The organism is Actinomadura kijaniata NBRC 14229 (assembly GCF_001552175.1).
GTDB lineage: Bacteria > Actinomycetota > Actinomycetes > Streptosporangiales > Streptosporangiaceae > Spirillospora > Spirillospora kijaniata.
On the sequence record NZ_BCQR01000015.1, the window covers coordinates 23915 to 45772 of the forward strand.

Genomic DNA, 21858 nt, shown 5'->3' on the forward strand with positions numbered 1-21858 from the left:
TTACTTACCATGTGGTAAGAAAAGTGGGTCCGGTGAAGTGTGGCCCCGCCGTTCGGAGGCACCGTGAAGGAATCGACGCCCCTGGTCCCGCTCCCGCAGAGCGTGGAGACGTTCGACGGAGCCGGGCTCCGGCTCGGGACGCGCCCGCGCGTCGCGGTCTCCGGCGACGCGCCGCGCGGGCTGGGGGAGACCGTCGTCGAACTGCTGGCGCGGCTGCACGACGTGGAGCCCGTCCTGACCGACGGGGACGCCGACCTGCGGCTGGTGCCGGCGGACCGGGTCCCGGTGAGCGGGATCGCGGACGTCCGGGGCGTCGATCCGCTGGACGGGGAACCGGGCGAGGCCGGTGTCCGGGAGAGCTACGAGCTGGTCGTGACCGGGAACGGGGCCACGGTGACCGCCCGCGCCGCCGAGGGGCTCTTCCGGGGGGCCACCACCTTCGCGCAGGCGCTGCGGCCGGGAAACGGCGGACTGACGGCGCCCGCGATGCGGGTCGCCGACGGTCCCGCGCTCGCCTGGCGCGGCCTGTCGCTGGACGTGGTGCGCCGCTTCTTCACCGTCGCCGAGGTCAAGCGGGTCGTCGATCTGCTGGCGCTCTACAAGTTCAACGTGCTGCACCTGCACCTGAGCGACAGCCAGGCGTGGCGGCTGGAGCTTCCCGGATGGCCCCGCCTGACCGACCCGGCGCGCTGGCCCGGCGAGCCGCTGGCCGAGGACGGGGTGCGCCCGTACTACACCGAGGAGGACTTCCGGGAGATCGTCGCCTACGCGGCCGACCGGTTCGTCACCGTCGTGCCCGAGCTCGACATGCCCGGTCACGTGCTCGCGGCCGTCCGCGCCTACCCGGAGTTGCAGGGCGAGGCGGAGCCGCCGCACGAGCTGCTGGCCTACCTCGATCCGCGCTCGGAGACGGCCGTCGGGTTCGCGGCGGACGCGCTCGCCCGGCTCGCCGAGCTGGCCCCCGGACGGTACCTGCACCTGGGCGGCGACGAGGCGTTCGGGATGCCCGACGAGCTGTACGCGGCGTTCGTCGCCCGCGCCCTGGAGATCGCCCGCGGCACCGGCAGGAAGGTCGTCGGCTGGCAGGAGACCGCCCGCTCCGGCGCGCTGACGCCGGACGACGTCGTGCAGGCGTGGATCGGCTCCGGCGACGAGTTCGACCTTGACGCCACCCGCGAGACCACCCCGCCCGAGTACCACGGGCTGCTGGAGACCGTCGCCGAGACCTTCGCGCAGGCGGCGCACGACGTCCCGGCCGCCGTCGCCGCGGGCGTCCCGGTGCTCGCCTCGGCCAGCAGCTTCCTGTACCTGGACCGCCGCCACGCCGAGGAGTCGCTGGACGCCGACCAGAACGCCCGGCGCACGCGCGTCGGCTTCGGCAACTATCAGCCGCGCACCTGCCGCGACCTGTTCGGCTGGACCCCCGACACCCTGGTCGAGATCCCCGGGAACGCGCGGCTCGCCGGGGTGGAGGCCGCGGTCTGGTGCGAGACGGTCACCGGGTTCGAGGACCTGGCGTTCCTGCTGCTGCCCCGGTTGCCGGGGGTCGCCGAGAAGGCGTGGACCCCCGGCGGCACCGCGTGGGACGACTACCGGGGCCGGGTGGCCGGGCACCGCGGCTGGTGGGAGCGCCTGGGCTGGGGCGGCTACTTCCGCTCCGCCGAGCTGTTCTCCCGGTAGGCGGACCGCTCGAACGCCTCCCGGCGTTCCCGCTGCCAGGCGACGTCGGCCACCGGGGCGGCCAGCATCAGGCTGCGCGTGTACGGGTGCGCGGGGCGCTCGGTCACCTCGGCGGTGTCCCCGGTCTCCACGATCGCGCCGCGCCGCAGGACCGCCACCCGGTGGCTGACGAAGCGGATCACCGCCAGGTCGTGCGAGACGAACAGGTAGGAGACCCCGGTGCGTTCCTGGATCTCCAGGAACAGGTCCAGCACTGTCCGCTGGGTCGTCAGGTCCAGCGCCGACACCGGCTCGTCGCACACGATCAGCTTCGGGTCCAGCGCCAGCGCGCGGGCGATCGCCACGCGCTGGCGCTGGCCGCCGGAGAACTCGCGGGGCAGCCGGTCGGCGGCGTCCGGCGGCAGCCGCACCCGGTCCAGCAGCCCGCCGACCCGGCGGCGCGCCTCGGCGGCGGGCACGCCCTGCGCCAGCAGCGGTTCGGCCAGGGTGTCGCCGATGGTCAGCGACGGGTTCAGCGAGGTGTAGGGGTCCTGGAACACCACCTGGAGGTCCCGGCTGAGCTCGCGGCGACGGCGGGCGGTGGCCCGTTCGATCCGCTCGCCCGCGAACGTGACCGTGCCCGAGCGCACCGGGACCAGGCCGAGGATCGCCCGGCCGAGGGTGGTCTTGCCCGACCCCGACCCGCCGACCAGGCCCAGCGTCTCGCCGGGCCGCACCGCCAGCGACACGCCGTTCAGCACGTCGGCCGCCGGGGCGCGCCATCCCCGTCCGGGGAACGAGACCCGCAGGTCGGCGACCTCCAGGAGGTTGTCGCCGGTCACGTCGTCGGTGGTCACGGGGTCCTTCCCTTCAACGGCGGCCGGGCGGGGACCTGGTCCAGCACGGCGTCCAGCAGCGTGCGCGTGTAGGGCTCGCGGGGGTCGTGCAGGACCCGCTCGGCGGTGCCGGTCTCGACGACGCGGCCCTCGTGCATCACGGCGACCCGGTCGCACACGTCGGCGACGACGCCGAGGTTGTGGGTGACCAGCAGGACACCGAGGCCGCGTTCGCGTTGCAGCCGCCGCAGCAGCCCCAGCACCTCGGCCTGCACCATGACGTCCAGCGCGGTCGTCGGCTCGTCGGCGACCAGCAGCCGGGGGTCGCACGACATCGCGCCCGCGATCAGCACGCGCTGCGCCATGCCGCCGGAGATCTGGTGCGGGTAGGAGGCCAGCACGCGTTCGGGGTCGGCGATCTCCACCTGGCGCAGCAGGTCCAGCGCGCGCCGCCGGGCCTCCGCCCGGGAGATCCCCAGCTTGTACCGCATCGGCTCGGTGAGCTGCGCGCCGATGGTGAACGAGGGGTCCAGGTTGCTCATCGGCTCCTGCGGAACGTAGGCGACCACGGTCCCGCGCAGCGCGCGGTGCCCGCGTTCGGGCAGTCCGACGACCTCCCGGCCGTCGACCGTGACGCTGCCCCGGCTGACGTGCCCGCCCTCGGGCAGGATGCCGAGGATCGAGAAGGCCGTCTGGGTCTTGCCCGACCCGGACTCGCCGACCAGCCCGACGATCTCCCCCTCGCGCACGTCGAGATCGACGCCGCGCACGACCTCCCGGACGGTGCCGTCGGGCAGGAGGTAGGAGACCGCGAGGTCACGCACCGACAGCAGCCCCGCCCGGTCGCCCCCGTCACCGGCGGGCGCGGTGGACGCGGTGGACGCGGTGGCCGGGCGCCTGCGGCGGACCGGGTCGGCGCCCCGGCCCTCCAGCGCGTCGCGCAGCGCGGCGGCCAGCAGCACCAGCGAGGCGCTGGTCAGGCCGAGCGCCAGTCCCGGCCACACCATCATCGCCGGGGCGCGCTGGATGTTGGCGAACGCCTCGTTCAGCATCGCGCCCCAGGTGGGCGTGTCGCCGCTGCCGATGCCCAGGAACTCCAGGCCCGCCTGCAGCCCGATCGCGATCCCGGCGACCAGCGCGGTCTGCACGATGACGGGGGCGCGCACCACCACCAGCACGTGCCGGGCCACGATCCGCGCGTCCCGCAGCCCCGACACCCGCGCGGCGTCCACGTACAGCTCGTTCCGGACCCCGGCGACGGTGCCGCGCACCAGCCGGAAGAAGCTCGGTGCGATCAGCACGCCCAGCACGACCATCAGCACCCACACGGTGGGTCCGAGGATCGCGCGGGAGGCGAGCAGGACCACCATCGCGGGCAGCGCCATGACCAGGTTGGCGGTCCAGGACGCGGCGGCGTCGAACCGGCCGCCCCGGTACCCGGCCACCAGCCCGGACGGGACGCCGACCACCAGCGCGACCGCCAGCGCCAGCAGCGCTCCGCCCAGGGTGTTGCGGCCGCCGTGCAGCAGCCGCGCCAGCACGTCCCGGCCCGCCGAGTCGAAGCCCAGCGGATGCCCGCCGGTCGGGCCGCCGAACGAGTCGCGCAGGCTGGCCACGGCCGGGCCCTGCGGGCTGAGCAGCGGCGCGCACAGCACCGCCAGCACGATCAGGGCGAGCACCACCGCCGGAACCAGCCCGAGCGGGTTGCGCAGCACCCGGCGGGCGACCCTCCGCGCGTTCACGCCGTCCTCGCCTTCGGGTTGAGCCAGCCGACCAGCAGGTCCACCGCGAGGTTGACGGCGACGACCCCGACGACGGCGACCATCACCAACGCCATGATCACCGGGATGTCGCCGCGCGTGGTGTAGGTGACGGTCATCGCGCCGATCCCCGGCAGCCCGAAGATCTGCTCCACGATGACCGCGCCGCCCAGCAGCCCGACGAACTGCATGCCCAGCACCGTCAGCGCGGGGGCGGAGGCGTTGCGCAGCACGTGCCGGAACAGGATCCGCGACGGCGGCAGGCCGCGGGCGCGCAGCGTGCGCACGTAGTCCTGCCGCAGCACGTCGATCACCGCGCCGCGCACCTGCTGGGACACGCCCGCGACGGCGGCGACCGACAGCGACGCCACCGGCAGCGTGATCGTGGACAGCCAGCCGGGCACCGACTCGGTCAGCCCGATGTAGCCGATGGCCGGGAACCAGCCGAGCCGCACCGCGAACACCACGACGATGACCAGCGTGACCAGGAAGCCGGGCAGGGCGTACCCGAGCACGCCGAGCACCTGTACCAGGCGGTCGGCCGCGCCGCGCCGGACCCCCGCCCACACCCCGAGCAGCAGCGACAGCACGGCGGTGACGAGGGTGACGCCGACCATGAGGCTGACGGTGACCGGCAGCCGGGTGGCGATGGCCCGCACCACGTTCTCGCCGGTGAACCAGGAGGTGCCGAAATCGCCGCGCACGGCGTGCGCGAGCCAGTCGGCGTACTGGACGGGCACCGGGCGGTCCAGGCCGAGTTCGCGGTTCTTGGCGGCGACGGTCTCGGTGGGCGCGCCGGAGCCGAGGATCTGGCGGCCCACGTCCGTGTCGGGCACCGACAGCAGGAGGTAGGACAGCGCGGAGACCACGAACAGGAGCACCGCCCCCGCCGCGACCCTGCGTACGACGAAGCTCACCATGTCACTTGGCGGGGGCGTAGTTGTAGATGGACGGGACGGCCATCCCGGACTGCGGGGTGACGCGGACGGTGCCGTCGCTGACGTGCAGGTAGCTCATGCGGTAGAAGGGCACGAACCACGCCTGCTCCACCAGGTGCCGGTTGAGCTTCCGCAGGTCCTCCTTCGCCTGCGCGCCCTCCGCCCGCTGGATCCTCGGCAGCAGTTCCCTCACCGTGTCGTCGGTGGTGCCGAACATGTTGAAGACGCCGGGCAGGACGTAGTCGTTGATGCCGATCCAGTCGACGGCGTGCTGCCCGAGGTTCATGACCATGGCGGGGTAGGCGCGGTCGGTGAAGATCTTCCGGATGGCGCCGGCGTCGACGTTCTCCCAGGCCAGCTTGACGCCGATGGCGTTCAGGTCGGTCTGCAGCGACGAGGCCAGCGCGTCGGGGACGATCGCCGTCACGCGCGGCAGCCGCAGCGTGAACCCCGAGGCGTACCCGGCCTGCCTGAGCAGCTCGCGGGCCTTGGCCGGGTCGTGGGCGTAGTGGGGGTCCAGCTCCTTGAGGTAGCCCGCCGCCTGGGTGCCGAAGATCTGGGAGGTGACCTCGCCGCGCCCCTGCCGGAGCTTGTCCAGCATCGTCCTGCGGTCGATGGCGTGGTTCAGGGCCTGCCGGACGCGGGGGTCGCGCAGCGCGGGGACCAGCGCGCCGCCCCGGTCGAACAGGACGATGCCCTGGAAGTCGAACTCCTGCTCGGCCTTGCTCAGCTTCCGGTCGTTCTCGACGGCGGCCTGCTGGTCGGCGGCCTGGAGCAGCGCGGCGTTGATCTGGCCGGTGCGCAGGCCGTTGACGATGGCGGTCTCGTTGTTGAAGTAGCTGATGGTGAGGTTCTCGTAGGGCAGGCGGGTGCCCCAGTAGTTGCGGGCCCGCGTGTAGACCCACCGGGTGCCGATGGCGGACTTGGCGGAGTCCAGCTCGTAGGGGCCGGTGCCGTCGGGCCTGGTCTTCAACGGGTCGCCGGGCTTGTCGAACGCCTTCGGGTTCGCCATGAGACCGGCCGCGTCGCTGAGGAAGTAGAGCATCGCGGGGTTGGGCTGGGACAGCTTGAGCGTCACGTGCGTCCTGTCCACGACCTCGATGGATTTGACGTCCTTGAGCGTCTTGGCCTGCGCGCCCGCCTTCTTGCCGAAGCGCTCCATGTTCGCCTTGACGGCGGCGGCGTCGAACGGGGTGCCGTCGTCGAACGTCACGCCGTCGCGCAGCGTGAGCCTGAGTTCGGTGCGGTCGTCGTCGTACTTCCACTCGGTGGCGAGCATCGGACTGTAGGAGCCGTCGGGCTCGCGCTTGAGGAGCGTGTCGTACACCGCCTGGAAGAACGGCAGCGCGCTGCCGTTGGCGTCGGCCGGGTCCAGGCTCTGGGGCAGCGTCATCGTGGCGATCGTCAGGGTCGTGGACCCCGCGCCGCCCTTGCCCCCGCTGCCGGCGCATCCGGTGAGGGCCGCCGCCGCGGTGACGCAGAACGCGGCGAGGGTGACGGCCCTGGTGCTCTTCTTCATGGATTCACTCCGTTATGCGGACGAAACCGCCGTCTCGGCGAGTTGCCGGGGAGCATACAGCCGAAACTAACCACGTGGTAGGTTTTGCCCGCGGCTTGTGGCGGAGACGGACGGCCGTACGGTTGGCGCAGGACCGGACCCGCTCACGGCGCGGTCCTGACGTGCCCGAACCCACCCGACGTCCCAGGAAGGCCCCGGCCCGTGACCGAGCAGTCCCCACGCCGCATGACCAAGGGCGAGCGCACCCGCGCGCGCATCCTCGACTCCGCGACCGAACTGTTCTCCCGTTCGGGCTTCCACGCGGTGTCGCTGCGCGACATCGCCGCGCACGCCGGGCTGACCCACGCGGGGCTGCTGCACCACTTCCCCGGCAAGGAGGAGCTGCTCATCCAGGTGCTCGGCCGCCGCGACCGGGTCGACGCCCGGCTGCTGTTCGGCCCGGGCACCGCCACCCCCGAGGGCGTGCTGCGGACCATCGTCGGGTTCGTGGCCCGCAACATGACCACGCCGGGACTGGTCGGCCTCTACGTGAAGATCTCCGGCGAGGCCGTCGCCCCCGAGCACCCCGCGCACGCCTACTTCGTCGACCGCTACCGGGTGCTGCGCGAGCAGCTCACCGGGGCGTTCGCCGCGCTGTTCGCCGAGGCCGACCCGCCGCTGGAGCACGACCCCGCCCTGGCGGCCCGGCAACTGCTGGCCCTGATGGACGGGCTGCAGACCCAGTGGCTGCTGGAACCCGACGCGGTCGACATGCACGCCGCGGTCACGGCGTTCATCCGCCAGCTCGGCCTGGACCTCGACCTGACCCCCGAGCCCGCACCCGGCCCCTGACCTCCAGAGGGAGCACATGACCCGGTCCGACCTGACCCTCGCCGAAGCCGCCTCGCTGACCTCCGGCGCCGACACCTGGACCACCGTCGCCGTCCGCGACGCGGTCCCGCCCGTCACCCTCGCCGACGGCCCGCACGGCATCCGGCGGCAGGACCCCGAGGCGGGCGACGCCCTGGGCCTCACCCGCAGCGTCCCGGCCACCTGCTTCCCGCCCGCGGTCGCGCTCGGCTCCTCCTGGGACCCGGACCTGGCCCGCCGCGTCGGGGCGGCGCTGGCGGTGGAGGCGGCCGTGCTCGGGGCCGGCGTGGTGCTCGGACCCGGCGTCAACATCAAGCGTTCGCCGCTGTGCGGCCGCAACTTCGAGTACTTCTCCGAGGACCCGCACCTGACCGGCGTCATGGGCGCGGGCGTCGTGTCCGGGATCCAGTCGCGCGGGATCGGCGCGTGCGTGAAGCACTTCGCGGTCAACAACCAGGAGACCGACCGGATGCGCGTCAGCGCCGACGTCGACGAGCGGACGCTGCGCGAGATCTACCTGCCCGCGTTCGAGCACATCGTGCGGCACGCCCGCCCGTTCATGGTCATGAGCGCCTACAACCGGATCAACGGCGTGCACGCCAGCCAGAACCGGTGGCTGCTGACCGAGGTGCTCCGCGGGGAGTGGGGCTTCGACGGCGTGGTCGTCTCAGACTGGGGCGCGGTCAACGACCGGGTGGCGGCGCTCGCCGCCGGGCTCGACCTGGAGATGCCGCCGACCGGCACCGACCACGAGATCGTGGACGCCGTCCGCTCCGGCCGCCTGGACGAGGCGGCCGTGTACCGCGCCGCCGGCCGGGTGCGCGCGCTGGCCGAGCGCGTCGCCTTCGCCGAACGCCACGACGGCTGGAACGTCGAGGCCCACCACGAGCTGGCCCGCGAGGCGGCCCGCGCCTCGGCCGTGCTGCTGAAGAACGACGAGGACCTGCTGCCGCTCGACCCGGACGCCCGGCAGCGGATCGCCGTGGTCGGCGAGCTGGCCCGCACCCCGCGCTACCAGGGGAGCGGCAGCTCGCACGTGGTGCCGACCCGGCTCGACAACGCCTGGGACGCCCTGACCGCCGCCGTCGGCGAGGCCACCACCCTGACCTTCGCCGCCGGATACCGCCTGGACGGCGCGGCCGACGACGACCTGGAACGCCGGGCCGCCGACGCGGCGGCGGACGCCGACGTCGCGCTGGTGTTCCTCGGCCTGCCCGACGAGGCCGAGTCCGAGGGCTTCGACCGCACCACCCTCGACCTCCCGGACGTCCAGGTGCGCCTGCTGCGCCGGATCGCCGGACGGTGCCCCCGGGTCGTGGTCGTGCTGGCCAACGGCGGCGTAGTGTCGGTGGCCGGGTGGCGGGACGCGGCCTCGGCGATCCTGGAGTGCTGGCTGCCGGGCCAGGCGGGCGGCTCGGCCGTCGCCGACCTGCTGCTGGGCGCGTGCAGCCCGTCGGGACGGCTCACCGAGACGATCCCGCTGCGCCTCGCCGACGTCCCCTCCCACCTGCACTTCCCGGGGAGCGACGGGCACGTGGTCTACGGCGAGGGCCGCTACGTCGGCTACCGGCACCACGACACGCTCGGGACCGAGGTCGCCTACCCGTTCGGGCACGGGCTGAGCTACACCCGCTTCGAGTACTCCGACCTGGAGGTCCGCGAGACCGGGGACAACACCTGGGACGTCGGCCTCACCGTCACCAACGCGGGCGGGCGCGCCGCGCACGAGGTCGTCCAGCTCTACGTGGCCTTCGACGAGGAGCGCCCCACCCGTCCCCGGCACGAGCTGCGCGGCTTCGCCAAGGTCGCGCTGGAGCCCGGGCAGAGCGCGCCGGTGTCGTTCGGCCTCACCGGACGCGACCTCGCGCGGTGGTCGGCGGCGCGCGGCGGCTGGCGGATCGACCCGGGACGGTTCACGGTCGAGGTGGGGGCGTCCTCCCGCGACATCCGGCTGCGCGCCGAGCTGAGCACGCCCGGCGACGGGTGGATGCCCGCGCTGGACGGGATGTCCACGCTCGGCGAGTGGCTCGACCACCCGGTCGGCGGGCCGGTGCTGCGGGAACGGCTGGGCGGCGCGTTCGGCGGCCGGAACGGCGGCGGCCCGCCCCCGGCGCTGCTCGGCCTGGCGCGGGGCATCCCGCTGCTGAAGTTCCGCACCTTCGGGATCGGGCTGGACGTCGAGGTCGTGAACGAGCTGGTGGCGGCCGTGCGGAACGCCCGGCAGGGCTGACGCGCCTAACCGATCCTGCCGAGCACCCCCTGCCGTCGCGGACGGCCGCCAGGCAGAACGGGCCCAACCCCTCGAACCCCTCGCGGTCCTCGCTCCGAGGACGCGGAGGGAAACCCCGGCCTTCCCGCGTCAGCCCCTGCGCCACCTCGGCGACGCGGGAAGGCTCCGGCAGGAACGCGGCATCCTCGTCGAGGACAGGGCCGTCACGCTCCCCGGTCGCCTCGACCATCCATCGGCAAGCCAGCCGCCAGTCCACCTCGCCCTCGGCCTGCGCGCGCCCTTCGGCGATGTCGCCGAGCAGCCGGTGGTCGTACCCGTACACGTCCCTATGCCCTGTGCCTGTAGCGATCAGGCCCGACATCGCATCCGAGACGCGGACAGCGGGGACCAGGCGATGGTGCTCGTAGCGCAGGACGTCCTGATCGGGGCGGAGGAAGACGCGCAGGCGGGAGTCGGCGGCCCCTGGCCCAGTCCACCGACAAGGGCGCCACCGCCGGTGTCGTCTCCTCCCCCGCGCCGATCGTGACCCTGGTCAGTCCAGCGGCCAGGGCCGGGCGGTGGCGCCGAGCCGGTTCCAGGCGTTGATCACGGTGATGGTCCAGATCAGCTCGGCGAGTTCGACCTCGGTGAACTCGGCGGCCGCCCGGTCGAACACCTCGTCGCCGACGGGCCCCTCGGTGAGACGGGTCGCCGCCTCGGTCAGCTCCAGGGCGGCCCGTTCGCGGTCGGTGAAGAACGGGGTCTCGCGCCACACGGGCAGCGCGTAGAGCCGCTGCTCGGTCTCCCCGGCCTTACGCGCGTCGCGGGTGTGCAGATCGACGCAGTAGGCGCAGCCGTTGAGCTGGGAGGCGCGTGCCCGCACCAGTTCCAGCAGCGCGGGCTCCAGGCTGACCTTCCGGGAGGCGGCGTCGAGCGAGTTGAGCGCGCGGTTGATGTGCGGGGCCAGCTCGTCGACCCGGAGGCGCACGGACGTCATGGGAGTTCTCCTTCGAGTGGGGTCATCGGCTTTCAACGGTCGACGGCCGGTCGATGATGGTGACCTCACCGTCGCGGAGGGCGCGGTAGGGCACTCCTTCGCGGTCGTAGCGCTCCACGACGCGCTCGATGGGCTCGCTCTCGGGGATCGGCGAGCGGTAGTGGGGGACGAAGGCGTGGTCCAGGAGGCCGAGCCCTTCCCAGAGCGCCGGCCGGTCGTAGGCGGTGACGGTGTCGGCGGGGTCGTCGACGAGTTCGAGGCCGTGCAGGTCGGGCGACAGGACGCAGGCGCCCGCGCTCCAGCCGGCGTAGACGACGGCGTCGCGCCGCAGCAGGCCGGTCAGGATCTCGTCGGCGCCGCTGAGGGCCATGGCCAGCCGCAGGACGAACGGGTTGCCGCCGTGGACCCAGACGACCCCGAAGCCGGACAGGCGCTCCGCGAGCGCGCCCGGATCACCGAAGTGGTCCCGCAGGTCCACCTCGGTCACCTGGTAGCCGCGGTCGCGCAGCATCGCGACCTCCCGCCCGGTGGCCTGCCGCCTTGCCGGGTCGGGGAGGGCGTCCAGGGCGTTGCCGACGACGGCCGGGGTCCGGGCGTCCCCGACGAGGTCGTCCAGCAGTTCGGGGGCGTTCCCGAGTTTCCATGAGGAAAGGAACAAACGCATGGGCCTGCTCTCATGGGAGGGGGTCAGTCGGAGACGGTGAGGACGATCTTCCCGGCGGTGTGGCCGGCCTCGCCGATCTCGTGGGCCTTGGCCGCCTGTTCCAGCGGCAGGACGGTGTCGACGCGGGCGCGCAGCCGGCCCGATCCGGCGAGGGAGGCGATCTCCCGCATCCCCGCCCGGTCGGCTTCGGTGATCATGAAGATGGAGCGGAGCCCGAGTGCTCGGGCCTCGTCCGCCAGGCGCGCCTCGGCGGGAGAGGCGAGCGAGACGACGACGCCGCCCGGGCGCAGGGTCCGGAGGGAACGGGGCCCGTAGTCGCCGCCGATGGTGTCGATCACGACGTCGATGGCGCGGGCGGCGGTGACGAAGTCGGTGCGGGTGTAGTCGATGACCTCGTCGGCGCCCAGACCTCTCACGAAGTCGTGGTTGACGGTGCGAGCGGTGCCGACGACATACGCGCCGCGCGCCTTGGCGATCTGGACGGCCAGGTGTCCGACGCCGCCCGCCGCGGCATGGACCAGCACGCGCTGGCCGGGACGGACGTCGGCCGTGTCGACCAGCGCCTGCCACGCGGTGAGCGCGGCCAGGGGGAGGGCGGCGGCCTCCACGTGGGAGAGCCCGGCGGGCTTGGCGGCCAGGTGCCGCGCCGGGGAGGCCACGTACTCGGCGTAGGTCCCCGCGGGGGCCGGCTGGCGCGGCATGCCGAACACCTCGTCGCCGGGCTGGAACAGGGTCACACCCGGTCCGACGGCCTTGACCACGCCGGACACGTCCCAGCCCAGCCGGACGGGAGCGTCGCCCGCCAGCCCGCCGGTGGTCCGGTGCCACCAGTCGGTCGGGTTCACCCCGGCGGCACGCACCCGGACGAGCACCTCGGCGGGGCCGGGCACCGGGCGCGGCACCTCAATGATCTTCAGGACGTCCGGTCCGCCGAACGAGTCCTGGCCGATGGCACGCATGGTCATGTTCCTTGTCGTCGCACGCCGTCCGTCATGGTCCGGTCGTGTGGGGGGTGAACAGTTCAGGGGGTCCGCGCTCGGACCGGTGGGCCGGGACGGCGAGACGTCGGTCCCGGGAGGGGAGGGGGACTCACCCGCGGCCGGCGGGCCGGTAGTCCAGGACCACCGTTCCGGAACTGAAGGCCGCGGTCGTGGCGAGCCGCCACGAGGTCGGGTCGACGCCCTCGGGGAACAGGCGCTTGCCGCTGCCGACGACCACGGGATGCAGCCAGAGCCTCAGTTCGTCGAGGAGCCCCAGCTTGATCAGGGAGTTGACCAGGACGCCGCTGGCATAGAGAAGGATGTCGCCGGTGTGGCGCTCCCTGAGCTCGACGATCTCGGTGGCCAGATCGCCGCGCACGACGGTGGTGTTGTTCCACTCGGCGGTCTCCAGGGTGGTCGACACGACGTACTTGGGCATGGCGTTCATCCGGACGGCGAAGTCGCCGTCGGACTCCTCCATGTGCGGCCAGGTGGCGGCCATGCCCTCGTAGGTGACCCGGCCCAGCAGCAGCGCGTCACTGGCGAACAGCTGGCCGTGCGCGAACCTGGCGTGCTCGGCGCCGAAGTACGGCCCGGTCCAGGTCGGTTTCTCCATCACCCCGTCCAGGGACAGGTAGACGAGGGAAACGATCTTGCCCATGGAAGGTCCTCGGGTGGGGTCGGAGAACAGCAGGTGGTGCCGGCCTGTTCAGGCTCCAACGCGCCGGAAGCGCCGACAAGGTGACATAGTGCAACGGTCATTTAGGTGGATTTAACGTGGGGAGGGCCAAGTGCTGGAGCGGCTTGAACTGGAGGCGTTCCTGACACTGGCCGAGGAGCTGCACTTCGGCCGCACGGCCGAACGACTGCACGTGACCACCGCCCGGATCAGCCAGACCATCAAGAAGCTGGAACGGCAGATCGGAACGCCGCTGTTCGAACGCAGCAGCCGGCATGTCGGGCTCACCGAGGCCGGTCGGCGGCTGCACGACGACCTGCGCCCGGCCTACGACCAGATCGAGGCCGGACTCAAGAGGGCGACCAACGCCGCGCGCGGCGTCCGCGGTGTGCTCCGGGTCGGTTTCCTCGGCGCGGCCGCGGGCCAGCTCATGGTCCAGGCCGCCCAGCTGTTCGAGCGGCGGCATCCCGGCTGGCGGGCCCAGCCCAGGGAACTCCAGATCGTCGACGGCCTCCGGCGGCTGCGCGCGGGCGACGTCGACCTTCTGGTCGTGAGCCTGCCGCACGACGAACCCGACATGGTCACCGGGCCGGTCCTGTTCTCCGAGCCCCGGGTGCTGGGAGTGTCCTCCCGGCACCCGCTCGCCCGCCGCGACAGCGTTTCGCTGAAAGACCTCTCCGCGGTCAAGATGCTGCAGGTGGCCGAAGCGTTCCCCGACTACTGGCGCGCGGATCGCACACCCGACCTCACGCCCGACGGCGACCCCGTGGAGCCGGGTCCCCAGTTCGAAACGCTCCAGGAGGCCCTGGCCCTGATCGGCGCCGGTGAAGGCGCCTTCGTGATGGGCGCCCAGGTGTCGCGCTTCTACGCGCGTCCCGGCGTCGTCTATCTCCCGTTCAGCGACGCACCGCCTCTGGAGTGGGCGCCCACCTGGCTCGTCACCAACACCGAGCCCCAGATCCACACCTTCAACGAAGCCGCGCAGGACGTCGCCGCCCGGGTCTATCTCGCCATCCGCCACTGACACCGAACCCGCGCACGCCGACCGGACGACCTTCCCGCCCCCGGCGCAACCGATCGACCACCGACGGCCATCCAACGGGAACTCCCCCTCCATCCCCGACACGGCCAGGCCCGGCATAGGTCGTGCACACGGCGAGCAGCGCTGCGGGCCGACCCGCCGGGTCCTGGCGCTCGAAGGAAGGGACAACGCTCGCGAAGCGATCCACGACCCGACCCCCGGTCTTCCCGGTGCCGCGAGGAACGGGATCACGTTGTCTTCTCACGTTGACTCGTTGCGTCTGCGTGTTCAGGGAGCCGCGCTGGCTGGCGGAAGAAGCCCAGAGCTGTGGAGCGCCGTAGGAAGCCGCCGGGCGCGCCCTGCCGGTCTCGTGGGGCAGGCACCCGAGCGCCTCCACCGGCGGCCCTTCCAGCAGGAACACCAGCCGCGCCAGGTCATAGCCGACATCGGCCACGACCAGGACAGCAGCGGTGGCGACATCCTCTGGCGCGACGCCACCACCGGCGCCACGCAGGTCTGGTTCATGAACCGCGAACGCCTCACCGGCCGGGCCGACGTCCCAGCCGAAGGTGGGACGCCGACCCGGGTGGGGGAGTACCGCAGAAGAGGCGGGCGGCTCGGGCGGTTGCGGGGCGAGGCGTACTGGTCGTTGCTCGTCCCTTTGAGGATGGTGCGGCGTCCCGGTCGCGTTTGGGCGGCCGGAAGGGCAGGGCCCGGAGAAGCCGGAGGGGCCGTTGAAACGGCTGGCTCGGGAGGCTGCGGACTCGGCGCGCTCGAAGTCGGCCGCGGTGGGATGGACGTTGCCAAAGAACGCCTGTACGTCGTCGGAGGAAAACAGCCGGATCACGGCTAGTACTCCAGCCGTAGATCGTTATGTGCCCTCGTCTTGGGATTGTCCGCCGCTGGCGGAAACTCAGATGATCTGAGCCCACCATCCGGTTAGGGTCGGGCGGTGCCCGAGCTGAAGCGGCTGCATGCCGGCCATGCCCCGGCGGTCCTGGCCTTCGAGCTGGAGAACCGCGCCTACTTCGCTGCCTCGGTCCCCGACCGCGGCGACGATTTCTTCGACAAGTTCACCGACCGGTACGGCGCCCTGCTGGCCGAGCAGGAGGCCGGCATCTGCGCCTTCTACCTGCTGGTTGCCGAGGACGGTTCGGTTCTGGGCCGGTTCAACCTGTACGACCTGGAGAACGGCACTGCTGAGCTCGGTTACCGGGTCGCGCAGCACGTCGCCGGACGCGGCGTGGCGACCGAGACCGTCCGGGAGCTGTGCCGGCTGGCGGTGGCACGGCACGGGCTGCGCACCCTGCGGGCGGGCACCTCCCGCGAGAATGTCGCGTCCCAGAGGGTGCTGACCAAGGCTGGGTTCGTCCTGGTTGACCCGGCCGATCTCGGTGGTAAGTCAGACCTCTGGTATCAGCGCGACTTGGTACTGCGGCGGTAGGCCGTGATCTTGCTGGTGGACCGGCTGCGGGAAGGCTGCGACCACCGGTGATCATCGGTGTGTGAAGACAAACGATCGTGCGGTGGGCGCAGGTCACAGCGTAGACCCTGTCCGCTGGCAGGAGGCGTTCAAGGTCCTGATGGGCCGGATAGCGGGCCGGTTCGCGCGGGTGGAGCCCCGGCGCCGGGTAAGAGACGTGGTGCTGGGGCTGCCGTCGGACCTGCCGCGCAAGAACTGCTGGTCGATCGCCGAGTTGGCCGGGGAGGCGAGTCCGGACGGCATGCGGCACCTGCTCGCCCGGGCCAGGTGGGATGCCGATCCGCGTGCGTGATGACGTGCGTGAGTATGTGCTGGAGCATCTGGGCGACGAGGATGCGGTGCTGGTGGTCGACGAGACCGGGGACGTGAAGAAGGGCACGCACACCGTCGGTGTCCAGCGCCAGTACACCGGCACCGCCGGGGGGATCGAAAACGCGCAGGCCGCCGCGGGCGCGCGGCGGTGGACCGGGAGCTGTACATTCCGCGCTCATGGACGTGCGACCCGGGCCGCTGCCGGGCCGCGGGCCTGGCCGAGGACACCGCCCCGGACTGGAGGAGCACCAGGTCCGACGCTTCACCTCATGGTCCCGCTGGGTCACCCTGGCCATGCTCGCTCACGCCTTCCTCGCCGTCGTCCGCGCCGATGAACACGCCCGCCATCCCGCTCCGGACGGGCTGATCCCGCTCACCTGCAACGAGATCCAGCGACTGTTCACAGCATTCGTGCGGCCCATACGCGAGGCGGTCCACCGGCTCCGCTGGTCCGCCTGGCGACGCCGTCACCAAGCCCGAGCCCCAGGCCAGCCATGACCACCGACAAGCCGCGAATCAGACCTGAAGACCACGACCTACGGCTGGAGTACCTCATTTCCTCCACCACGGTTTCGTGACCGTCCGGACGGCGTTGGTCCCGCAGTGGATCTCGCCGCCCATGGAGTGGTGGGTGGTGTAGTCGTCGATGTGGTCCACTTCCATCCCCACCTTGCGGTAGGCGCGCTCGATCGCGTCTTGGAAGACGTCACGGCCACCCACGACCGGTCCCCACTGGCGCGGGGCGAGATAACGCCGCCGGTCGAGCACGATTCCGTTGACCGCATCCGGAAGATAGGCCACGAACGAGCCCTGCGGCTTGAGAGCGCCGGTTACCGGCGCGTCCTGGTCCGGCGGCACTTTTCCGGGTCTGGTCCGATCGAACTTGTGGAACAGTGCCGGGACCGCGATCACCTCGTTCCGCCGCACGCCTGTCTCGTCCATGAGGATCTTCAGGTTCCGGTCGATGGCCGCCGCGACTTCGGTGTTGCCGTCCAGGAACCTGCGGTTTGCCAGCAGCCGACCGACCGTTGTCGCCGGGGCGTGCCGATGGCTGCTCGCCCGGACCCGGCCGTGTCCGGAATCGTTGACGGCGCGCAGGAGATCGACACCGGCTCGTGGGTCGGCGACGGCGATGGTCCAGCCACGCGGGTTGTCGGCGGGCAGGAACTGGACGAACTCATCGACGTGCGCGACGGCCAGCCAGGAGGTGTCCAGCTTGAGCGGCTCCTGGAGCCCCTGTGCGGTGAACAGGGTGAGCGCCTGCCGGTCGAAGCCGGCGCCCGGCCCGCCGTCACCGTAGATGATCCGGCCGACCGGGAACGACCGGCCGCGGTGCTCATGCGGCGGGATCACCTCAAGGTTTCCGAAGAAGTTGACCTGGTGGTAGCCCTTACCACCGCTCTGTACCGCCCCGAACCCGGGACCGCGTAGGTCGAACACCGCACGGCCGCCGGCTCTGGTGGGACGGGGCGACCGCACCGCGATCTCGATCGAACGGGTCGTGCCGCCCGGCCCCGGCATGGACACGTATCCGAACTCCACGATGTCCTGCGCCCAGTTGTCATCGGTGGACAGCGTCCTGACCGGGACGCCGCCGGTCCTGGCCGCCGCGGCGCGCAGGTCACGGACGAACCTCTGGTGATCGTCCCGTCCGGCGCTGCGCGGGACCAACAGCGTGCTGACGCGCTCGGTGTGGTTGTGCAGGATCAACGGCGCCACGGTCATCGGGACGCTGCTCGACGACGACCTGTCCCCGTCGGTCACCTGCGCCTCGACGGTGAACCGGCCGTCCCAGACCGCCCGGTCGCGGACGATGTCGCGCGCGTCGACGCCGAGTTCGACGCCGGACCGCAGGTCTTCCGCGCCGATCCGGGCACCGGGTTTCAGGTAGGTCCACGCCTGGCCGGTCCTGCGGAACAGGCGGATCCGTCCCATCGGATCGCCGTGCACCGTGACAGCGGCCCTCGCCTGGCCGGACGCCCTCGCCAACGGAAGGATCTTCACCGGAGCAAGATTCTGCGGCGCGTGGGCGATATCGTCCGAGGCGTCATGACACCCCTCCAGCTCGTTGCCGCTGACCACCCTGCGTGAGTCCGGGCACCGGCCGCCGGTCACACCGATGTTCGGCAGGACCAGCGCACCCCCGTGCGTCGCAACGGTTCGCCCGCTCTGTGGCGCGTGGTGGTCGTCGACAGATCCGTCCCGATCGACATCGGCGACAATCCGGACCCCGTCCCCAGAGCCCCGGAAGGCGAGGATGATGGTCCCCATCCCACCCGTCACCGCGACGGCGACGGAGGCAGCCATGATCATCTTTCGCCTGTCGCGACGTGTTCGAGGCATGCATCCGAAGTTATTGCAGGTCAACCGGCGTGACACCGGACCGGTCGGTGACTTCTGAGTCGCCAACCGGCTAACTCCCGGCCGAATGACGGGGGAGGCGCTCACCAACCCGCGCGCCCGCTCACAAGACGCGATCAGCCCCGAAGCTTTGCGGCGGACGGGCGTTCTTTGTCAGAGAAGCGGACAGCCTCTGTGGGGCGGCGTAGTGGTGGGGGTGGCACAGTGTCTGACGTCCCCATATCTAACCTGGGCCATTGCGGTGGGCGTTGCCGGGCTCACCCTGGAACGCCGTCGCCGAGCTCGTCGCGAGTGCCGTGACCTTCGGGTGGTCGGCGGGTCTGGGGGTGCGCAGACCGCCGTCCCCAGCAGCACCACGACCACCGGGACGATGAGCGCGGCGCGGTAGGCGTCCGGTGAGCCGTCGGTGCCGGCCGCGGCAATGCCGTACACCGCGGTCACCGCGGAGATCCCGACCGCCGCGCCGAACTGGGTGAAGGTGGACAGCAGTCCGTCGGCCAGGCCCTGCTCGCGGGAGGCCATGCTGTCGGTGGCCGCGATGGTGAGCGGACCGTAGGCCAGGGCGAAGGCGACGCCCGTGATGGTCAGGCGGGGGAACATCGCCGCATAGGACCAGCCGCCCTGGACCGGCAGGAACGGCCCGTAGGCCACCACCGCCAGCAGGAAGCCACCGAAGATCACCCGACCGGTGCCGTAGCGGCGCACCAGGTAGGGGCGCCAGCACCGCGTCGCAGCCCATCACGATCAACGCGACCGCGGTCCGCAGGGCCGACCAGTCGCGTAGCTCCTGTAGGTAGAGCGTGACGATGAACTGGAACCCGAAGAACGCGCCCAAGAACAGCAGCGCACAGGTCGGCCCGCACCATCGCGGTCCGGCGGAAGATATCCAGCGGCGCCTTGTCGCGCCGTTCGACCATGATGAACACCGCCACCAGCGCCAGCCCGGCGGCCAGCGCGCCGACGGGCAGACCCAGCCCGTGGCCGCGGTGCTCAAGCCGGACGATGCCGTAGGCGAACAGCAGCATCGCGGCGGCGGTCCTGGGGCGGCACCAGCCTGAGCGCCGCGAGCAGGATGGCGCCGCCACGCCGGTGCCGAACCGTGCCACCACGAGCGTCCAGCCGTTGACCGCCTGCCCAGCAGATCGGCGGCGCGGCCGCCGAGCAGGGTGAAACCGGCGTAGCCGAGCACATACCCGCTCATCACCCACGCCGCGGTGCCGGTGGTCGGACCGAGGTCGGCGCGGATGGTGGGAACGGCAACGACCAGCATCGCGACGTCGCCGCCCTCAAGGAAGGTCGTGCCGCACAGGACCAGCAACAGGGCCCAGCCTCGCCCGCTCTCACCGGCCGCGGGGACCCCTTGGTCACCGCCGGTTCATCGGCGACGAGTGCGATCCATCCCGCAGACCCCATGATCGCCATGGCCCCGACCGTACCGAGCAGCCGGAAACCGAGCCATACCTTCTATCCGCACCCGCAGGGATCGACGACAGCCCCTCAGCTCAACGAGGACATCGCGAAGCCTGCCGAGGTCGGCATGGGGAGCCGAGCGGGCCCGGGGATTCGGAACACGTGGGGAACGCCGCACGTCGACGTCAGTATCACAGAACCTCATGACGGGTGGGCGCCGGTTAGCGGTCCTGGGATCGGACGATCTTGACGCCGAAGTGGGTGCCCATGCCGCCGAGGGCGAGGCCGATGGCGGTATGCAGGTGGGCGTACATCTCCTGGGCGCGGGCGTTCCCCAGGCCGCCGAGATCGATGACGTCGCTCCAGCCGTACTCGTGGAGCAGGCCGATGGCGGTCTGTTTGGCGCCGTGGTGGTCGCCGGAGACGAACATGGTGTGGTCACCGCCGCCGATGTGTCCGGGATCGATGACGGTCTCCTGCTCCTGGGTGCAGAAGGTCTTGACCACCTTGGTGCCTGGAAGAGCGCGCTGGATCTGTTCGGCCAGGCTGTCGGAGTCGACCGGGTTCAGGCCGGGCATCTCGCCTCATGGCATCTGCCACGGGTGGGCGTGTCCGGGGTCGTAGACATACGGGATGGCATAGTCGAGCAGAACTTTGCCGTCCAGCTCCGCCCCGAGTGAGCCGAGGGTCTTGAGGGCGTTGGCGCCGTCGATGCCGTTGATGACCACCTCGCCGGCTTCGGCGGCCGGGCCGAACGGCAGCACTGGCAGATCGGGGTGGTCGGCATGCCAGTCCCTGAACGGCGGGGTGCCCATGATCGGGTCGGCCTAGGTGCGAGCCAGGGTGACCGAAGGGTCGCGGGTGCCGATGGTGACCTGGTGGCCCAGCTCAGCCAGGCGGGCAGCGTGGCAGCGGCCCCCGGCGCCGGTGCCGAGTACTGCGATCCTCATGGGCTACTCCTCAGATGGGCGGAGGCGCCACGAGTGCCGGCGCCCGGCGTTGCCGCTCCCGGGGCAGTCGTACCCCGCACGCCTTCGTGACCGGCTCAACGCGGGTTCAAGAGTGAGTCGGGCTGAACAGAAGGCACTGGTACGCCGCTATGCCCTCGGCGCCAGGTCGACCCTCGTGGCCGTCGCAGCCCGGTCCATCGGCGGGCGGGGAATTCTTGGTGACCGCTGTCATGGCCGCGTGGGAACCATGCCCTGCGGATACCTCTGTGGCCGGGGCGGCGATGTCCGGGGCGTCGGAGTCGGCTTCCCCTACGTATGTGGCTCCCTGGGATGTTGGTCGCATTACCCCTGCTCAGCGACACTCTCTCGGGTGCGTTCCCTCCTTCGGGTCACACTGGAGGTGGCTGTCAGCGCGGCGCCGTAAGAGGCGGGCCCGGCGTGTAGGCGCGCGGTCAGCAGGGCCGGTAGCGCCAGGGTCAGCACCTGGGCGAAAGCACCGGCGGCGACAGCCAGGGCGATGCCGGTGGCGGAGTGGGCGCGCAGCAGCACCCGGGCCCGCGGCCGCACCAGAGACCGGGGCGGGGATGTCGATGGAGTGGCATCGGCAGTGGCTGGAGTAGGGCACGGCTGCTGGTGCCGGTCGCCGGACCGGCGGTGGCCGCCAGCCGGCGCGCCCGCGCCGACCGGTTGTAGCCTCGGCCCCTATGAGCTGGCTGCCTGACGATTTCGTCCACCCCGTCCACGTGCCCGTGCCCAACACCACGCTTCACCTGCGGCCGATCCGGGAGGGGGACACCGCGCTCGACTACCCCGCCGTGATGGGGTCCCGGGAGCGCCTGTGGGAGATCTTCGGCCCGGCCTGGGCTTGGCCCAGGGAGACGATGACCTACGAAGAGGACCGCATCGACCTGCTGCGGCACGAGAGGGAGATAGCCGCGCACCAGTCGTTCAACTACGCACTGCTGGACGAGGAGGAGACGGCGATCCTCGGCTGCGTCTACATCGACCCGCCCGAGCGCGTCGGTTCTGACGCGGAGGTTTGCTGGTGGGTGGTGGACGACCTCGTCGGCGGCGAGGTGGAGCGCGAGCTCGACGTGCTGGTGCCGCAGTGGATCGCCGCCGACTGGCCCTTCCAGCGGCCCCGTTATCTGGGCCGCGACATCACCTGGCAGGACTGGCTCGCGCTGCCGCGCGCCTCGTGACGGGTCCGGGTGCGGCATCTGTCCCGGAA

20 protein-coding genes and 2 pseudogenes are annotated in these 21858 nt (G+C 71.9%); 8 read left to right on the forward strand and 14 right to left on the reverse strand.

Annotated features, from left to right (window positions below; translation table 11 throughout):
* The first annotated feature begins 63 nt into the window (after positions 1 to 63).
* Positions 64 to 1680 (forward strand): family 20 glycosylhydrolase, encoded by a 1617-nt coding sequence (locus AKI01S_RS06220; protein WP_067812868.1) that lies wholly within the window; start codon positions 64 to 66, stop codon positions 1678 to 1680.
* Here the strand turns inward: AKI01S_RS06220 and AKI01S_RS06225 are convergent.
* The 4 genes from AKI01S_RS06225 to AKI01S_RS06240 are packed head-to-tail and all read right to left on the reverse strand — an operon-like array spanning position 1647 to position 6712.
* Positions 1647 to 2516 carry an ATP-binding cassette domain-containing protein gene (locus tag AKI01S_RS06225; RefSeq protein WP_067812798.1) on the reverse strand — a complete coding sequence of 290 codons (870 nt, stop codon included), beginning with the start codon at positions 2514 to 2516 and terminating at the stop codon, positions 1647 to 1649. The two genes, AKI01S_RS06220 and AKI01S_RS06225, sit on opposite strands and share 34 nt — an antisense overlap.
* Positions 2513 to 4237, reverse strand: a complete 1725-nt coding sequence (locus AKI01S_RS06230; protein WP_067812799.1) for a dipeptide/oligopeptide/nickel ABC transporter permease/ATP-binding protein — start codon at positions 4235 to 4237, stop codon at positions 2513 to 2515. The genes AKI01S_RS06225 and AKI01S_RS06230 overlap by 4 nt, the downstream gene beginning before the upstream one ends.
* Positions 4234 to 5175 (reverse strand): ABC transporter permease, encoded by a 942-nt coding sequence (locus AKI01S_RS06235; RefSeq protein WP_067812800.1) that lies wholly within the window; start codon positions 5173 to 5175, stop codon positions 4234 to 4236. Before AKI01S_RS06235 ends, AKI01S_RS06230 begins: the two co-directional genes overlap by 4 nt.
* A 1-nt stretch (position 5176) precedes the next feature.
* Complete coding sequence (locus tag AKI01S_RS06240; protein WP_067812801.1) at positions 5177 to 6712, reverse strand: ABC transporter substrate-binding protein; 1536 nt, start codon at positions 6710 to 6712, stop codon at positions 5177 to 5179.
* 201 nt (positions 6713 to 6913) lie between these two features.
* On the opposite strand from AKI01S_RS06240, the gene AKI01S_RS06245 reads away from it, so the two are divergent.
* Positions 6914 to 7543: a TetR/AcrR family transcriptional regulator gene (locus tag AKI01S_RS06245; protein WP_067812802.1), complete on the forward strand. Its 630-nt coding sequence runs from the start codon at positions 6914 to 6916 to the stop codon at positions 7541 to 7543.
* A 16-nt stretch (positions 7544 to 7559) separates the two neighbouring features.
* Complete coding sequence (locus AKI01S_RS06250) at positions 7560 to 9791, forward strand: glycoside hydrolase family 3 C-terminal domain-containing protein (RefSeq protein ID WP_067812803.1); 2232 nt, start codon at positions 7560 to 7562, stop codon at positions 9789 to 9791.
* Positions 9792 to 10323: 532 nt separating this feature from the next.
* Here the strand turns inward: AKI01S_RS06250 and AKI01S_RS06255 are convergent.
* From AKI01S_RS06255 to AKI01S_RS06270, 4 genes are all read right to left on the reverse strand, one after another.
* Positions 10324 to 10767 carry a carboxymuconolactone decarboxylase family protein gene (locus AKI01S_RS06255; protein WP_067812804.1) on the reverse strand — a complete coding sequence of 148 codons (444 nt, stop codon included), beginning with the start codon at positions 10765 to 10767 and terminating at the stop codon, positions 10324 to 10326.
* Positions 10768 to 10789: 22 nt separating this feature from the next.
* On the reverse strand, positions 10790 to 11431 hold the full coding sequence (locus AKI01S_RS06260) for a Type 1 glutamine amidotransferase-like domain-containing protein (protein ID WP_067812805.1): 642 nt from the start codon (positions 11429 to 11431) through the stop codon (positions 10790 to 10792).
* Between the two features lie 23 nt (positions 11432 to 11454).
* Complete coding sequence (locus AKI01S_RS06265; RefSeq protein WP_067812806.1) at positions 11455 to 12390, reverse strand: NADP-dependent oxidoreductase; 936 nt, start codon at positions 12388 to 12390, stop codon at positions 11455 to 11457.
* 130 nt (positions 12391 to 12520) lie between these two features.
* On the reverse strand, positions 12521 to 13072 hold the full coding sequence (locus AKI01S_RS06270) for a dihydrofolate reductase family protein (protein WP_067812807.1): 552 nt from the start codon (positions 13070 to 13072) through the stop codon (positions 12521 to 12523).
* A 130-nt stretch (positions 13073 to 13202) separates the two neighbouring features.
* Here AKI01S_RS06270 and AKI01S_RS06275 point away from each other — a divergent pair, with 130 nt between their 5' ends.
* The 3 genes and pseudogenes from AKI01S_RS06275 to AKI01S_RS53230 all read left to right on the forward strand — a co-directional run.
* The gene (locus AKI01S_RS06275; RefSeq protein WP_067812808.1) at positions 13203 to 14114 is read left to right on the forward strand and encodes a LysR family transcriptional regulator; all 912 of its coding nucleotides are present in this window, start codon (positions 13203 to 13205) and stop codon (positions 14112 to 14114) included.
* A gap of 949 nt (positions 14115 to 15063) precedes the next feature.
* On the forward strand, positions 15064 to 15555 hold the full coding sequence (locus AKI01S_RS06285; protein WP_067812810.1) for a GNAT family N-acetyltransferase: 492 nt from the start codon (positions 15064 to 15066) through the stop codon (positions 15553 to 15555).
* Between the two features lie 139 nt (positions 15556 to 15694).
* Positions 15695 to 16132 (forward strand): annotated as a pseudogene (locus AKI01S_RS53230) (IS701 family transposase); the annotation flags it as partial.
* Between the two features lie 326 nt (positions 16133 to 16458).
* On the opposite strand, the gene AKI01S_RS06295 reads toward AKI01S_RS53230, so the two are convergent.
* Together AKI01S_RS06295 and AKI01S_RS53235 are read right to left on the reverse strand one after the other, a co-directional pair.
* The gene (locus tag AKI01S_RS06295) at positions 16459 to 18213 is read right to left on the reverse strand and encodes a protein-arginine deiminase family protein (protein ID WP_169813914.1); all 1755 of its coding nucleotides are present in this window, start codon (positions 18211 to 18213) and stop codon (positions 16459 to 16461) included.
* Positions 18214 to 18420: 207 nt separating this feature from the next.
* Positions 18421 to 18972: an MFS transporter gene (locus AKI01S_RS53235; protein ID WP_067812812.1), complete on the reverse strand. Its 552-nt coding sequence runs from the start codon at positions 18970 to 18972 to the stop codon at positions 18421 to 18423.
* Between the two features lie 95 nt (positions 18973 to 19067).
* Here AKI01S_RS53235 and AKI01S_RS53240 point away from each other — a divergent pair, with 95 nt between their 5' ends.
* Positions 19068 to 19325, forward strand: a complete 258-nt coding sequence (locus AKI01S_RS53240; RefSeq protein ID WP_245681496.1) for a hypothetical protein — start codon at positions 19068 to 19070, stop codon at positions 19323 to 19325.
* A gap of 119 nt (positions 19326 to 19444) precedes the next feature.
* Here AKI01S_RS53240 and AKI01S_RS53245 read toward each other — a convergent pair.
* The 4 genes and pseudogenes from AKI01S_RS53245 to AKI01S_RS54175 form a co-directional block, all read right to left on the reverse strand.
* Positions 19445 to 19537, reverse strand: a pseudogene (locus tag AKI01S_RS53245) (hypothetical protein); the annotation flags it as partial.
* Between the two features lie 361 nt (positions 19538 to 19898).
* Positions 19899 to 20255, reverse strand: a complete 357-nt coding sequence (locus tag AKI01S_RS52700; protein WP_218009565.1) for an NADPH-dependent F420 reductase — start codon at positions 20253 to 20255, stop codon at positions 19899 to 19901.
* Between the two features lie 6 nt (positions 20256 to 20261).
* Entirely contained in the window at positions 20262 to 20492 is a 231-nt protein-coding gene (locus tag AKI01S_RS52705; RefSeq protein WP_218009566.1) for an NAD(P)-binding domain-containing protein, read from the reverse strand.
* Between the two features lie 12 nt (positions 20493 to 20504).
* Entirely contained in the window at positions 20505 to 20627 is a 123-nt protein-coding gene (locus AKI01S_RS54175) for a 2-dehydropantoate 2-reductase N-terminal domain-containing protein (protein WP_218009567.1), read from the reverse strand.
* A 704-nt stretch (positions 20628 to 21331) separates the two neighbouring features.
* Here AKI01S_RS54175 and AKI01S_RS06315 point away from each other — a divergent pair.
* On the forward strand, positions 21332 to 21829 hold the full coding sequence (locus tag AKI01S_RS06315; RefSeq protein ID WP_067812814.1) for a GNAT family N-acetyltransferase: 498 nt from the start codon (positions 21332 to 21334) through the stop codon (positions 21827 to 21829).
* Positions 21830 to 21858 lie beyond the last annotated feature (29 nt).

Excerpts from the sequence above, each read along its gene's own strand:
- AKI01S_RS06235 (WP_067812800.1), bottom strand. The coding sequence starts at position 5,175 with ATGGTGAGCTTCGTCGTACGCAGGGTCGCGGCGGGGGCGGTGCTCCTG.
- AKI01S_RS06240 (WP_067812801.1), bottom strand. The coding sequence starts at position 6,712 with ATGAAGAAGAGCACCAGGGCCGTCACCCTCGCCGCGTTCTGCGTCACC.
- AKI01S_RS06250 (WP_067812803.1), top strand. The coding sequence starts at position 7,560 with ATGACCCGGTCCGACCTGACCCTCGCCGAAGCCGCCTCGCTGACCTCC.
- AKI01S_RS06255 (WP_067812804.1), bottom strand. The coding sequence starts at position 10,767 with ATGACGTCCGTGCGCCTCCGGGTCGACGAGCTGGCCCCGCACATCAAC.
- AKI01S_RS06260 (WP_067812805.1), bottom strand. The coding sequence starts at position 11,431 with ATGCGTTTGTTCCTTTCCTCATGGAAACTCGGGAACGCCCCCGAACTG.
- AKI01S_RS06265 (WP_067812806.1), bottom strand. The coding sequence starts at position 12,390 with ATGCGTGCCATCGGCCAGGACTCGTTCGGCGGACCGGACGTCCTGAAG.
- AKI01S_RS06270 (WP_067812807.1), bottom strand. The coding sequence starts at position 13,072 with ATGGGCAAGATCGTTTCCCTCGTCTACCTGTCCCTGGACGGGGTGATG.
- AKI01S_RS06295 (WP_169813914.1), bottom strand. The coding sequence starts at position 18,213 with ATGGCTGCCTCCGTCGCCGTCGCGGTGACGGGTGGGATGGGGACCATC.
- AKI01S_RS52700 (WP_218009565.1), bottom strand. The coding sequence starts at position 20,255 with ATGCCCGGCCTGAACCCGGTCGACTCCGACAGCCTGGCCGAACAGATC.
- AKI01S_RS52705 (WP_218009566.1), bottom strand. The coding sequence starts at position 20,492 with ATGGGCACCCCGCCGTTCAGGGACTGGCATGCCGACCACCCCGATCTG.
- AKI01S_RS54175 (WP_218009567.1), bottom strand. The coding sequence starts at position 20,627 with ATGAGGATCGCAGTACTCGGCACCGGCGCCGGGGGCCGCTGCCACGCT.
- AKI01S_RS06315 (WP_067812814.1), top strand. The coding sequence starts at position 21,332 with ATGAGCTGGCTGCCTGACGATTTCGTCCACCCCGTCCACGTGCCCGTG.